The organism is uncultured Helicobacter sp. (assembly GCF_910577135.1).
GTDB classification, from domain to species: domain Bacteria; phylum Campylobacterota; class Campylobacteria; order Campylobacterales; family Helicobacteraceae; genus Helicobacter_C; species Helicobacter_C mastomyrinus.
On the sequence record NZ_CAJTLL010000027.1, the window covers coordinates 1 to 14,612 of the forward strand.

The 14,612-nt window shown below is 39.1% G+C and carries 12 protein-coding genes and 1 other RNA gene; 8 read left to right on the forward strand and 5 right to left on the reverse strand.

Annotated features, from left to right (window positions below; genetic code table 11):
* Positions 1-99 precede the first annotated feature (99 nt).
* From QZ289_RS09875 to QZ289_RS09895, 5 genes are all read right to left on the reverse strand, one after another.
* Positions 100-1,143: an aldo/keto reductase gene (locus tag QZ289_RS09875; RefSeq protein ID WP_295702124.1), complete on the reverse strand. Its 1,044-nt coding sequence runs from the start codon at positions 1,141-1,143 to the stop codon at positions 100-102.
* Positions 1,144-1,309: 166 nt separating this feature from the next.
* Positions 1,310-4,726, reverse strand: a complete 3,417-nt coding sequence (gene carB, locus QZ289_RS09880) for a carbamoyl-phosphate synthase large subunit (RefSeq protein WP_295702126.1) — start codon at positions 4,724-4,726, stop codon at positions 1,310-1,312.
* Between the two features lie 502 nt (positions 4,727-5,228).
* The gene (purU, locus tag QZ289_RS09885; protein WP_295702127.1) at positions 5,229-6,068 is read right to left on the reverse strand and encodes a formyltetrahydrofolate deformylase; all 840 of its coding nucleotides are present in this window, start codon (positions 6,066-6,068) and stop codon (positions 5,229-5,231) included.
* Positions 6,065-6,949, reverse strand: coding sequence for a signal peptide peptidase SppA (sppA, locus tag QZ289_RS09890; protein ID WP_295702130.1), 885 nt, complete (start codon positions 6,947-6,949; stop codon positions 6,065-6,067). Before sppA ends, purU begins: the two co-directional genes overlap by 4 nt.
* Positions 6,950-6,970: 21 nt before the next feature.
* Entirely contained in the window at positions 6,971-7,351 is a 381-nt protein-coding gene (locus tag QZ289_RS09895; protein WP_295702131.1) for a RidA family protein, read from the reverse strand.
* 80 nt (positions 7,352-7,431) lie between these two features.
* On the opposite strand from QZ289_RS09895, the gene QZ289_RS09900 reads away from it, so the two are divergent.
* The 8 genes from QZ289_RS09900 to dapF all read left to right on the forward strand — a co-directional run bounded on the left by QZ289_RS09900 (position 7,432) and on the right by dapF (position 14,530).
* A complete protein-coding gene (locus tag QZ289_RS09900) occupies positions 7,432-7,905 on the forward strand; it encodes a hypothetical protein (RefSeq protein ID WP_295702133.1) in 474 nt (157 codons plus the stop codon).
* A 147-nt stretch (positions 7,906-8,052) separates the two neighbouring features.
* A complete protein-coding gene (gene flgL / locus QZ289_RS09905) occupies positions 8,053-10,620 on the forward strand; it encodes a flagellar hook-associated protein FlgL (protein ID WP_295702135.1) in 2,568 nt (855 codons plus the stop codon).
* Entirely contained in the window at positions 10,617-11,375 is a 759-nt protein-coding gene (locus QZ289_RS09910; protein WP_295702137.1) for a polysaccharide deacetylase family protein, read from the forward strand. The genes flgL and QZ289_RS09910 overlap by 4 nt, the downstream gene beginning before the upstream one ends.
* Positions 11,376-11,421: 46 nt before the next feature.
* A complete protein-coding gene (gene hsrA / locus QZ289_RS09915; protein ID WP_295702138.1) occupies positions 11,422-12,102 on the forward strand; it encodes a homeostatic response regulator transcription factor HsrA in 681 nt (226 codons plus the stop codon).
* A gap of 51 nt (positions 12,103-12,153) precedes the next feature.
* An RNA gene (gene ffs, locus QZ289_RS09920) (signal recognition particle sRNA small type) lies at positions 12,154-12,251 on the forward strand.
* A 60-nt stretch (positions 12,252-12,311) separates the two neighbouring features.
* Positions 12,312-13,100 (forward strand): spermidine synthase, encoded by a 789-nt coding sequence (locus QZ289_RS09925; RefSeq protein ID WP_295702141.1) that lies wholly within the window; start codon positions 12,312-12,314, stop codon positions 13,098-13,100.
* A gap of 9 nt (positions 13,101-13,109) precedes the next feature.
* On the forward strand, positions 13,110-13,718 hold the full coding sequence (coaE, locus tag QZ289_RS09930; protein WP_295702142.1) for a dephospho-CoA kinase: 609 nt from the start codon (positions 13,110-13,112) through the stop codon (positions 13,716-13,718).
* Positions 13,719-13,738: 20 nt separating this feature from the next.
* The gene (gene dapF / locus QZ289_RS09935; RefSeq protein ID WP_295702144.1) at positions 13,739-14,530 is read left to right on the forward strand and encodes a diaminopimelate epimerase; all 792 of its coding nucleotides are present in this window, start codon (positions 13,739-13,741) and stop codon (positions 14,528-14,530) included.
* Positions 14,531-14,612: the final 82 nt, after the last annotated feature.

The following is a 14,612-nucleotide window of genomic DNA, read 5'->3' on the forward strand; positions in this document are numbered from 1 at the left end:
GCTGTTTTTTACTCATAGTAATACTTCACTTCACCACTTATTGAAAAAGTTTGCCTTGATAAAGGTTGATGGGTTGAGGTTGTGATGTTGAATAAAAAATTATATTAATTTTGCACAAATATCTACACACAAAGGATCGCGGTGAGGAACTGTAGCTTGTTGATGCCAATAGGGATATACAGGATGCACAGCACTTACATCATTGAGCTGTTTGATATGCTCTTTACTAAGGGTAATTTCGCTTGCTTGTAGATTTGCAATTAACTGCTCTTTATTTCTCGCACCAATCACAAGTCCCGCTACACTTGGGCGAGTAAGCAGCCAAGCAAGGGCAATTTGTGCAACACTATGATGTGTCTCTCCCGCAATATCCTCTAAAACATCAATAATATCAAAAAGCTTTTCTTGCTGCACGCTCCAAGTAGATTCTGTGCTTAATCGGCTGTCCTTTGGCGGCTGCTTATTTCGCGAGATTTTCCCACTAAGAGCAGAGCCAGAGAGAGGAGACCAGACCATTGTGCCTATATTTTGGTCAATACCAAGCGGAAGTAGTTCCCACTCTAACTCTCGCGCTGCTAAGGAATAATACGCTTGATGAACCACCGGCTTTGGTAAATTGTATTTTTCGCATATTGAGAGCATTTTCATCAAATGCCACGCGCTATAATTAGAGACCCCAAAATAGCGGATTTTCCCCTGTGTGATGAGGATTTCAATCGCACGCAACATCTCCTCCATTGGCGTGAGCGCATCAAAAGAGTGGAAGTAATATAAATCAATATAATCTGTTTGCAATCGTTTTAAACTTGCCTCGCAAGCATTCAAAATACGTGCAAAAGATGTCCCGCTGTCATTTATCCCTGTACCCATAGGCATACCTGTTTTGGTGGCTAGGAAAATCTCCTTTCGGCGGCTTTTAATCGCTTCCCCTAAAATTTCTTCTGCCTTGCCTGATGAGTAGCAATCCGCGGTATCAAAGGCATTTGCCCCATACTCTAGGCTAATGCTTACAAGCTCTTTTGCCTCTTGTAGTTGTGTATTTCCCCAATCTTTAAAAATCTCGCCTACACCGCCAAATGTGGCTGTGCCTAATGTCATTTCGGGGATTTTAATGCCTGAATTACCCAATCTTCGATAACGCATATTGCACTCCTTAAATTTTATACCTGTAAAAATTATAATAATTCCTCGTAAATTAAGCGTAATGTGTGAATTACAAATATGTGGCTACACAACTAGCTTACCGCGCCTCTGCTTAAAAAGCATTTGAGGAGAATGATATTTCATAGAATCTATTTTTTTTTTTTTTTTAATTTTGTAGATAATCCTGTATTGCGCAAGATTCATTAATATTGCAATTTTTCATATTTTTAATAGCCTCAACTGCCACATACGCCGCAGAAAGAGTGCTAAAGTAGGGAATGGCACTTTTAATAATTTGTGTGCGGATAATGTGCGTATCCTCTTTGTTTGAATACTGGTCGCTTGTGTTAATTGCAAGGCTGATTTGATTATTCGCCATACTATCGATGATATTTGGACGCCCCTCGCTTACTTTGAGGATATGCGTGGCTTGGACGTCTTCTTCGCGTAAGGTTTTATATGTTCCCTCTGTCGCACAGATAGCGAATCCAAGCTCGATAAAGCCCTTTGCGAGTTTCACTCCTTCTTTTTTGTCAGCATTTGCCAATGAGAGAAAAATCTCTCCGCTTAAGGGCAAAGCGTTTTTGCACGCTAATTGACTTTTAGCAAAGGCACGTCCAAAGCTCTTTGCAATTCCCATTACTTCGCCTGTGCTTTTCATCTCTGGTCCTAGCAGTAAATCTGCACCGGGCAGCTTATTAAACGGAAAAACAGATTCTTTAATCGCCACATATTGCAATGCCTTTGGTTGATAGATATTGTTGCTAAAATCTACCCTTTTGTATTTATCATAGAATCTTAGGGCTTCTGCTAAAATGCCTTGATTGTTGGAATGTAGCGATTGTTGGGTTTTATTTGTATGGGCGTTAGGGAATGCAAAATCTATGCTGCCGGCATTAGAATCTATATTTTGCAAGGCGCAATGCCACATTACCCTTGTAGCGATTTTAGCTAAAGGCACGCCGGTAGCTTTACTCACAAAAGGCACGGTGCGCGAGGCTCTAGGATTTACCTCTATGATATAAAGCTTATTTTCAAAAATCGCATATTGCACATTCATTAAGCCCACTACGCCAAGATTTAGGGCGATTTTTGCAGTCGTTTGGGTAATCTCATCAAGCATACTTTGAGACACATTCACAGAGGGTAGGGAACTTGCACTATCGCCGCTATGTATCCCAGCTTCCTCGATATGCTCCATAATGCCCCCGATATAGACATTCACTCCATCACTCACACAATCCACATCAAATTCACTCGCATTTGCTAAAAATTTATCAATGAGCACAGGAGAGCTATCGCTCACGGCGATGACTTCGTCCATATAGCTTTTTAGCTCCTCATCATCATATACAATCCGCATAGCTCGTCCGCCAAGCACATAGCTAGGGCGCACAAGCACAGGAAAGCCAATGCTATTTGCGATAGAAAATGCCTCCTCTTTTTTGTAAGCGATACCATTTTGTGGTTGATTTAAGCCTAACTTATTCACAAATTGCGCGAATTTCTCTCTATCTTCGGCTATATCGATGGCTTTAACCGATGTACCAATGATTTTTGCATTAATCTTTTGCAGAGAGTGTGCAAGTTTTAAGGGCGTTTGCCCCCCAAAATGCACAATAATGCCATCGGGCTTTTCTCTCTCAATCACGGCTCTTACATGTTCAAAATCGATAGGCTCAAAATATAGTACATCGCTTGTATCATAATCTGTGCTAACGGTTTCGGGATTGCAGTTATACATAATGCTTTTAATGCCTAAATCTCTAAGCGCAAAGCTAGAATGCACACAGCAGTAGTCAAATTCGATGCCTTGACCTATCCTATTAGGACCACCCCCAATAATCAAAACTTTGTGTGTTGTTTTGTGGCTATCTTTGCGGGAAGGCATATTTGTAGAATCGTTAGAAACCACCCTCGATTCTGTCCCTTCAAAATCTATATGCTGGTAATTTCCTATGGTTGAGTATAAATAATTTGTCAAGCTTGGAAATTCTCCCGCACAAGTATCCACTTCATTATAACGATGTGTAATATTAAGTTTCTTTCGTGCCTGATAGACTTCCTCCTCGCTCACATCTATATTCTCATTTTCTTTTAGATAATAGGCTATCATTTTGTCGCTAAAGCCATAGCTTTTTATCTCTCGCATAAGCGTAGTATTGTTTAAAATAGCGATGGATATAAGCTTTTTAGACTCTATAATCTCACTTATTTGGTGTAAAAACCACCTATCAATCTTGCATAGCTCATAGATTTCATCTACGCTCATTCCAAGTCTAAAGCCCTCCGCTATGTAAAGCAGTCTATTGGTATTTGGGCGGCGGATTTCACGGCGGATTAGCTCAATATCTGCGGTAATTCTATTAAATCCAAAAAGCCCTGTCTCAAGGCTACAAAGCGCCTTTTGCAAAGATTCTTTAAAGCTTCCGCCGATTGCCATTACCTCACCGATAGATTTCATACCCGTAGTAAGTGTAGAATCTGCCTTTGGAAACTTCTCAAAGGTAAATCGCGGAATCTTGGTAACAATATAATCAATGCTTGGCTCAAAACTCGCCGGTGTACCTGTGATATCGTTTTTAATCTCATCGAGGCTAAAGCCCACAGCTAAAAGTGTGGCGACTTTTGCAATAGGATAGCCTGTCGCCTTAGAGGCTAGGGCGGAGCTGCGCGATACGCGAGGATTCATCTCAATGACCGTCATTCTGCCATTTTGTGGATTAATCGCAAATTGCACGTTAGAGCCGCCGGTATCTACGCCGATTTCTCGCAATATTTTAAAACTCGCATCACGCATACGTTGGTATTCTTTATCTGTGAGTGTGAGCGCGGGGGCAATAGTGATAGAATCTCCGGTATGCACACCCATAGGATCGAGATTTTCAATACTGCATACGATGATACAATTATCATTTTTATCACGTATGACTTCCATTTCGTATTCTTTCCAGCCTAGCAGGGATTCTTCGATGAGGATTTCATTAATCGGGCTTACCTCTAAGCCATTTTGTGCGATAGCCTTAAATTCATCGATATTATAAGCCACGCCGCTGCCGCCTCCTGCTAGTGTGTAACTCGCGCGAATAATCAGGGGGAATCCTATCTCTTGTGCCGCCTTGAGTGCCTCCTCCTCTGTGTAGGCATAGCGTGATTTAGGCAGGTCCATACCGATTTTTAGCATTGCTTCTTTGAATGCCTGTCTGTCTTCACCCTTTTTAATCGCCTCGGGCTTTGCTCCTAGAAATGTAATGCCCTCTAATAAGCCCTTTTCAAACATACTCATAGCGACATTTAATGCCGTCTGTCCGCCCATAGTGGGCAAAATTGCATCGACTTTTTCTTTTTTGATAATATCGACAATGATTTCTTCAGTGATTGGCTCGATGTATGTCCTGTCTGCAAAATCTGGGTCTGTCATAATCGTAGCGGGATTTGAGTTGATTAGGATAACTTTATAGCCTAGAGATTTTAATGTCTTAGCCGCCTGTGTGCCTGAATAGTCAAACTCACAAGCCTGTCCTATGATGATAGGTCCTGAACCAATAAGGAGAATCGTATGAATATCGGTGCGTTTAGGCATAATGTATTGTCCTTGCGTAAAATTGTGTGATTGTAGCAAAAAAGTACTTAATCTATGGATAGGGTTTAAGTGGTTTAGAGAAACTTATCTAAAAACTCAAAGCATTTGTGCAGAATCTATTCTGTGAAATAAAATTTCTAGTCTAGGAATCATAATATTAAAGTTTCTTTGATTCTTTCTTTTTCATCTATAAACAAGAGGTGGGAGATGGGTTTAAAGAATTTGGCTCGAGGATATACTTCTCACTCTCTCTTATATATCGTTTGCAAATATATTGCTCACCACCCTTGCGACGCTTCTAGAGGTTAGCACTATCGTACGATTTTTTATGCATAGGGTTACAAGATATTGGTGTCCTTTTAGAATTTTTGTTTGATGTCAGCTTTTGAGTAATGTTTGGAAGTAGGCATTAGAGGTAAGGTTTAATGATTTCTATGTAACCCAAATAATGCCAAAAGACGCAAGGTGTGAAAACTTTTTGAAAGTAGGGCTAGAATATTTCTCAAAATACAATCGTTTTGTTGCCATAGACGAAGATTCTATCTTCTAGGGCGAGATTAAGCGCACGAGAGAGTACTATCTTTTCTATATCGCGTCCGGCTTTTTGCATATCCTGCCACGAATAGCTATGATTGATGTGGATAATATCTTGAGTGATAATAGGCCCCTCATCAAGATTTTCATTGACAAAATGTGCGGTCGCACCGATAAGCTTTACACCACGTTGATGTGCTTGTTTATAGGGATTTGCACCGATGAATGCCGGGAGGAAACTATGGTGAATATTGATGATTCTATTTTCAAAATGCTGTGTGAAATACTTTGTGAGAATCCGCATATATTTTGCCAATACCAAATACGCACTATCAAATTCTTCAATAATCTTTAAAAGCTTTTTCTCGTGAGCCTCACGGCTTAAGCCTTCTGCGGGAATATGGAAAAAGGGTATATCAAACTTTTGCGCTAGGGGCTTTAATATATCATAATTGCTAATAATAGCTTGAATATGGGCGTTTAGTTCCCCGCTGTCGTGTCTTAAAAGCAAATCTCCCACGCAATGATTTTCTTTCGTGCAAAGAATAATAATATTTTTTTTGCTAGTGGGCTGAATGGTTAGTGTGCTGTGAGGCGGCAGGATAGATTCTAATTTATTTTTAAGAATCCTATCATCTACCTCGCCGCAAGTGTGTGTGCGCATAAAAAATCGTAAAATTTCTTTATCAACATATTCATCGTTGCGCTCGATATTTAGCCCTAACTCATAAAGCACAGATGAGATGTGATACACAAGCCCCTTTTTATCCGGTGCGCTAATAAGAATAATGCGTTGAGGTACATTCACAAATGTGCCTTGAGCGAGGGAGCAGTGAGTGAAAGCACCTTAGAACTCATAGAATCTAAGAGTTTATCCATATAATCTTCAAACTTGTCTTTTTTAAGCCATACGGGCTTTTCTATATTACTATGCTTTTGTAATGCGCTAATTGCTTCTTGCATTGAGCCAACTTTATCAATCAATCCTAGTTTTTGAGCCTGAGATGCGGAGAATATTTTACCCTCTGCAAATTGATGATGATTTTTGCTTACAAGCTTTGATCCACGAGCCTTGATGACATCTTGCCAAAACATCGTGTATTGCTCATTGATAAGATGTTCTAAAAAATCTTTTTCTGATTCGCTCCATTGGCGTGTCATCGTACCTACTTCTTTATACGCACCTGCTTTAATACCTTGCTCCTTGATACCTACTTTTTCCATTAGCTCTGCTATATTCATACCGCTAAAAATCACGCCAATAGAGCCAACTAATGCCCCACGATTAGCATAAATTTCATTAGCATACATACCCGCATAGTAGCTTCCACTTGCCATTGAGCCACGCACATAGGCGACCACAGGCATTTTAGTAGAAAGGTGTTTAATCATATCGGCAATTTCTATACTCGCTCCCACCGCTCCACCGGGCGAATCAATAATGAGTAGCACACCTTGAATATGCTTATTGTCTGTGATTTTCTTTATTTGTGCGGCAAAGCTCTCGCTCTCATAAATAGGCATAGTGAGATAGAGCTTAGCCAAATTGGGTTTTTGGTGCTCTTCTGTATCGTTGCTTGGGACTAGAATAAGCAGCACAATAAAGATAAAGATAAGCGACTTAAAATATTTATTGATAAAATCAAGTGGGGCGGTAAAAATACGAAATATATTGCGTAAATCGTCCATATATAGTGCCTTTATAGAATCTTAGAGTGTAGCAATGCACTCGATTTCTACAAGTGCATTTTTAGGAAGTGTCTTTACCGCAATTGTGCTGCGAGCAGGTTTATGTGAGCCAAAGTATTGTGCATATATAGTATTAAGGGTGTTAAAATCCTCCATATTGCTAAGAAAGACGGTGGTTTTAATGACTTTTTGCAAACTGCTTCCCGCAGATTCTAGAATAGCTTTGAGATTTTCAAGCACTTGTATGCTTTGAGCGGTAATATTACCCTCTATAAAAGTACCTTGTGGCGTGAGGGCAATTTGCCCTGAGGTGTAAATCATACCATTGCAGATATAGGCTTGTGAATAGGGACCAATGGCTTGGGGGGCGTTTGCTGTGCTAATGGGAGTAATGTTTTGCATAAAAATCCTTTAAAAAGCAAAATTTAAGTATAATCTTAGCATTAAACTTTAAATCAGATTCTAAGCAAAAGGAGCGGTAAATGCGTACAAGACATACATTTGCATTACTATGTATGGGTATAGCTATGAATGTGTGGGCGGATAATATGATACTTGATTTTGATAGTATCGAACGTATAGAGCTTAATCTTAAGCCTAATCAAACTTTAATGATTGACCACAAAAGTGGTGCATTGCTTGGCATTATGGAGATTTCTCCTAATGGTGTGATCAAACGTTTGCCCATCCCGCCTGATTTGCTTGGTAAAAGTGAAGCTGATATAATGGGTGGCTCATCACTTAAAGAGTATGAAGTACATACAGATCGTTTTGTGGATTCTCCAACAACTATCTATTATAAAGAAATCGAGGGAGAAGCAAAAATCCCAATGGGTAATGAAAAAGGCGTAGAGAATCCAAAGTTGGGCATAAAGCAACGTAAGGGCGAACGGGAGTGGGATAAGAGTAAGATTATTTATGAGCAAGCAGAAGAGATACTTGATATTATACGCTAATTTCAGGGTATAAAATGTGAAAAAAAATGCACATTGTTATGATGAATGTAAGATAAAATAATGTAAATACGGCCAAAAGGGTATTATTTTTGCTTTAAAAGTCGATAATTAAGATATTACTTAACTAATTAAATACAAGGAAGGGTAATGCGAGTTACATTTGGCACGAAATATAACCAAATGAATTATTATCAGGGCACTATGCAAAGCAAGCTAATGGATATAAACACCAAAATTGCTTCGGGATTAAAGATCCAATATGGCTATCAAGATAGTAGCGTGTTTAATCAAAATCTAAAGCTTGAATATGAAAAGGCAAATCTTGACCAGGGCATTGATGTGAGCCACGACGCTCATACTGCTACGCTTAATACTGACAAAGCACTTGCGGAACTTTCTCAAACTGCAGAGCAATTCAATACGAAGATTCTTCAAGCGGCAAACGATATTCACTCTCCCACATCACGTGAGGCGATTGCAAGGGATTTAGAAAAGCTTAAAGAACATATGATAAATATCGCTAATACAGCTATTGGTGGGGAGTTTCTCTTTGCAGGGAGTAATGTGAAGATACGCCCATTTGAGCCAGATGGTACATATAAGGGCAATAATGAGCGACTTGAAGCCTTAGTAAGCAATAATAATTTGATACCTTATAATATTACTGGTGAGGAGCTGTTTTTTGGGCGGGATTCCGACCATCATAAGAGCATTACAACCAATATCCGCAAGTTTAATCAAAGTAAGCTCAATAATGACATTATGGATAGAATCCGCCGTGGTGATATACCCGAAGAAGTGTATATTAAGGCTACTGACACCTTGCGAGATTTGATAGGTGATAATGACAATGACACAAGTAATGATGGACAGGAGTTTTTCTATTTGCGCGGTGTCCGCCCTGATGGCACGAGCTTTAAGAGTAAGTTTGCATTTGATGTGGGTTATAAAAATATAAATAATGCAACAAAAGTCCAAGATTTGCTTGATAGAATCGGTAAGGAGTTTGGCAATACGAGCAAGAGTAAAGTGGTCGATGTGAGTTTGAATTTTTGGGGACAAATTGAGATTAAAAACCTTGCTCCGGGGAATGCGAATTTAGATTTTCATCTCATATCAAGTGATACAGATGTGGATAATGTAGATGAATTGCCAGAGCTAGGTGCAAGAGTAACAAGTTTTCAAAAAAGCCCGTTTATGGGAGCGTTTTCGCAAAGCTATTTAGAGGCTGTCCAAGATAATTATGACCATCGCATACTCAAGTTCCCCTCTACTTTTCTCACAGCCGATAATTCTCCAGCTACGCTTACTACAAAACTTAAAGATATTTTGGCTAAAGATGTGAAAACGCTTGTGATTGATGGCACTCGTCCAAATTATGATGATGGGAGCATTAATGAAGAACCTATATCGGCTTTAAATATAAGGGTTGATGATGATTTGGAAGTGCAGGATTTATTCGCGATGATTAAAAATCATTTTGGTGGCAAGATAGAGGGCGAGATTGTGCGTGGAGAACTTGTATTACGTGATCTGAATGTAACACATAAAGATAGGGATATGATGAATCCTCCTTTTAATGGACCAAGTGGCTTTAGTCTCTCTTTGGCCACTCTTGATAATGCAGGCTTTGAAACAAATGGGTTGAGACGTGATTACCGCACCGAATATGACCAAGTATATTTTGAGAATCAAGGCGCAAAGCTTATATCAAATGTCCAGCAGATGCTACTAGATGGTATGGGCTATGCAAATGAAGAGACAAAGCTCTCTGCCGTAGCAGGAGGAAGCCTTGATGGACAAACTTACAACCTTGTGCTTGAAGATCATAATGGAATCCCGATTAATGCACGGATTGAATTTAGCAATAAAGGCTCATATTTAGTATTACCTAATGTGGATTTTGATGCGACGAGTTTCCGCTCCCAGCCTGAATTTTTTATTCCTTTTTATAATCCGCACGATGAGCCGCCAGCAGTAAGTGTAAGCAAGGCTGATGATATTACTTATCGTCAGTTGCTTGATATGATAAGTATCGCGCTTAACTATAGTAATCAGGATATGGATAATTATAAAAATGCTCAAATGAAAAAAAATACCCCTACACAAGAGGGTAAAAGTGCCTATGAAGAGCTTTTACAGCAAACAAAAGGACGTTTTAATGTTTCTTTGAGCCGTGATGGACGTATTGAGATTGTTGATGAAATGCGCTCTATCTCTCGTATGAAATTTATGATATATGATAATGCAAGTAATGATTTTAGTGAGCAAGGTATCCGTAACTATCGCTCATCGCTAACATTTAATGCCAACAATGCACTTATTATAGACCAGCCTGATGTGGATTTCTTCCGCTCGCTCGATGGGATTATTGAAGCCGTGCGCTCAGGTGTGTATCGTCCTGATGCTTATGGTGATGAATATACTGACCAAATGCGTAACAAAGGGATTCAAAATGCTATTGAGCTTTTTGGGCATTTGAGTGATCACATTGAAAAGATGGTTGCTCTTAATGGTGCCCATAGCCGTAGCTTTGAGAATGTGATTAGAAGAAATGAGGTTTTACGTGTGCAAATAGAATCTATTAAGAGTGAAGTAATTGGCACAGACATAGCCCAAACTTACAATCATTTCTCAAATCTTACGACAAATTATAATGCCGTGCTTGCTTCTACAAGTCGTATCAATCAAATGTCATTGGTAAATTATCTATGATGTGCCTTCCTATACTGCGATATATACATATCCGTAATATGCAAGATTCCCATAGTGTGTCTTTGGCAAATTTTGAGAAACAGCTTCAATATTTGCAAAAAAAAGATTATCAGTTTTTAAGTCTTGATGATGTGATTGCTTACAAACAGGACAATACTAAGTTTTCTCCTCGTTGCGTGTTATTCACTTTTGATGGGGCGTGGCGTGATGTTTATATGAATGCGTATGAACTACTCAAAAAATATCAGGCGAAGGCAGGACTATTTGTTGCAACAGAGTGGGTCGATGAGGCTTCAAAAAGCGCAGCAGATTATATCCAAATCCCTCATAGTGAATGTAAAAATGCACTTTTAAATAATGCTAGGGCAGTGATGTGTAATTGGGAGGAGATACATACAATGCAAGATGTGTTTAGCATAGGCTCAATGACGCATACCTATCAATTTAAAAATATTGTATCGCTCTCGTGGCACGAGGATTTTGAGCTTTCAAAACGATTGATTAAGGAGCAGCTTAATAGAGAGACAAAGCATTTAGCTTGGCCTGATGGTATGTATAATCAAGGATTGCTCCGCACGGCTAAAAGTATAGGCTATGAGGTATTTTATACAATGGAGAATGGACTAAATCAACTCAACGAAGATAATAATGCCCTCAAACGTTATGATATGAAAGACAATCTTTTTTACTTTAAAAAAGTATTGTTTGCTACTTCCAGCACAAGAAATTTTAGAATTGGGAAAATATTTTTATAAACTGTGTTATAATTGAAGCTAAAATTAAGTATTGAGAGGAATTTAAATGAGAATCTTAGTTATTGAAGATGATCCGAACCTATGTAAAAACATTGCAGAAATGCTTAATGAGCACAGCTATCAAACTGACGTAGCAGAAAATTTAAAAGATGGTGAGTATTTTATCAATATTCGTAATTATGATTTGGTGTTGGTAGATTGGGATTTGCCAGATGGTTGTGGGCTTGATATTGTTGCGCAGGTGAAAGAAAAGTCCCCTCGCACACCTGTAATTATCACTTCTAGCAAAACATCTGCTGAAACAGAAATACAAGCTTTCAAAGGCGGTGCGGATGACTTTGTGTCCAAGCCTTTGAGTTTGCAAGTGCTTTTGATTAGAATCCAAGCAAGATTGCGATTTTGGGGTTCAAGCGTGATTGAAATTGAGGATTTAGTTATTAATCCTGATGAGGAAAAAATTACATATAGAGGGCAAGAAATAGAAGTTAAGGGCAAGCCTTTTGAGGTGCTTACACATCTTGCGCGTCATCGTGATCAAATCGTCTCAAAAGAGCAGCTACTTGATGCAATTTGGGAAGAGCCCGAGCTTGTAACGCCCAATGTTATAGAGGTAGCGATTAATCAGATTCGCCAAAAAATGGATAAACCTCTTAATATTAGCACAATTGAGACCGTGCGCCGTAGAGGCTATCGTTTTTGCTATCCCAAAAAGCCAAGCGAGAGTTAATCTTTCCTTTCAATCATTTTTAAGTCTCGAATGATATAATTCCTCCGCTTCCTTGCAGACTTATGCAACAGATAAGTAGGACAACGCTTCAGGGTGGGAACACAGCAGAGCAGCTTATTTTTTTGTGTGCCATAAGCACCTGCACGGGAGTTTATTAAATATCTCAATATACACTCTTTAAAAGTAAAAGAAGCACAAAAGGCTATTTTATGTGGATTACTCGTCAGCTTACACCAAATTTTCGGCAGGAATACACAATTGATACTAAGATTCTTGACGCACGTAGCACACATAGTATAGAGATTTTTAAAAGCACTGATTTTGAACAAATAGCAATGATTGATCAAACTCATCTTATGCTTGGTAAATATCTTTTTATAGAATCCGAGCTTATTGCTCATCTCCCGCTTTGTGTGCTTCCTCAAGCTGATAATGTCCTGCTTTTTGATAGTTTCAACCTTGAAATTGCGTATGAATGTTTAAAACATAATGTAAAGGTGGATTGTGTGCAAGGCGATAAAAAGACCCTAGATTCACTTATGAGCTTTTTGCCGCATTTTCATAAAGTTTTGCAGCATAAGGATTTTTCACTTTTTACACAAGTCATTGATTTAGACATTAAAAAATATGATGTGATTATCGCAGATAGTGTGCTTAACAAGCATCAAATTGATGGCTTGGCGCGTATGCTTACAAACACAGGCATACTTATAATGCGCAATCACCACCCTCTTTTAGAGGAAGAATCTTTTATGCAAAAATTAAGTGATTGTGCTGAGTTTTTTCATATTGTTATGCCTTTTTTTCCTTCCTTAAGTATTTTAGGTGATAAGAGCTATATTTTTGCTTCCAAAAAGCCCCACCCAAAGGCCGATATGCTCCTGCAAAAAATTGATTTACTCCCCTCTTTGCAATATTATAATGCCCATATACACGAGAGTGTATTTGCATTACCCCATTTTTTATTTAGCAAGATTCAATCTATTGCGCGATTTTAAAGGTATGGTATGACAGCTGGGGCATTGACACACGCAATCGCATTAACAGGCTCCATAGGGAGCGGTAAAAGCACGTTAGTAAATCTCCTTTCACTTTATGGGTATCAAAGCATTTGTGCTGATAGTATTGCACATGAAGTGCTCGATGAGTGTAGCGCAGAGGTTATCGCTCATTTTGGTGATAGAATCTTAGATAATAGCGGAAAGATTGAGCGTAAAAAACTCGCAAATATTGTTTTTGCTTCGGCGATAGAGCGTAAAAAGCTTAACTCTATTCTCCACCCACAGATTCAAATGCAAATTTTTGCCCAGGCTTGGCAGCTTGAGGAGAAAAAAATGTGGTATTTTATAGATATTCCACTTTTTTTTGAAGTAGGGGGCAAAGAAGCCTTTCCTGTGGCACGCTCACTTGTGATTTACACACCTGCAAATAAAGCCATAGAGCGCATTATGCAACGTGATAAGCTTAACTTTGAAGAGGCAAAAATGCGCCTAGATTCACAAATATCTATTGAAGAAAAATGCCGTTTAGCTGATGATATTATAGGCAATGATGGGAGTTTGCGCGCTTTGCAGCAACGTTTGGAATCTTATCTTAAGTCCCTGCCTAAACTTTAAAGCGATACGGGCAGGATTCTATGCAATTTGTGAAATATAGCAGTAATGGAAATGATTTTCTCATTTTCCATACACAGAACTATAATGATGGCTCACGTGCGTATCTTGCGCAAAAAGTTTGCGATAGACATAATGGCATAGGGGCTGATGGTATGGCGGTGCTTATCCCTGCTGTGGGGGAAGAATATGCCTATAAATGGGAATTTTACAATGCTGATGGCTCATATGCAAGTATGTGTGGCAATGCTACTAGAAGTGTGGGGCATTATGCCTATGTGGAAGGATTAGCACCAAAGCAGCACTGCTTTTTAAGTGCAGTAGGAATTATTTGCATAGAGATAGATTTGCACAATACGTCTCTAGTGCAGAGCGATTTAGGCGTATATACATTGTTGCAGAGGGATATTATAGAATCTAATCCTTATGATGTTCCATCTTGGACATTGCTTGATACGGGAGTACCACATTTGGTGGGATTTGTCAAAGATAAAAATGCGCTACCTGCAAAAAAAGAGCATATTTTGGAGCATTTGAGGTATAAATATAATGCCAATGTAAGTATAGCTTACATAGAGAGAGAACATATCATTTATATGAGCTATGAGCGGGGTGTGGAGGATATCACACAGGCTTGTGGCACAGGGGCAGCAGCGGTATTTGCCATTGCTTTGGCTAATGGTTTATGTGATAAAAATGCCATTTTGATACCCCCAAGCAAGGAGAGACTAGAGCTTAGCTTAAGCCAAGATTCACATATTTTGTTTAAAGGTGCGGTAAGCCGCATAGCGCGTTGTGAATGGCTGCTGGACTAGAATTTATAACTTTCAAAAAGAAAACTTGTATGAAGCATGCCTATATCTCAATAGAGCCAATATAGTATCTCGTGGTAGGAGC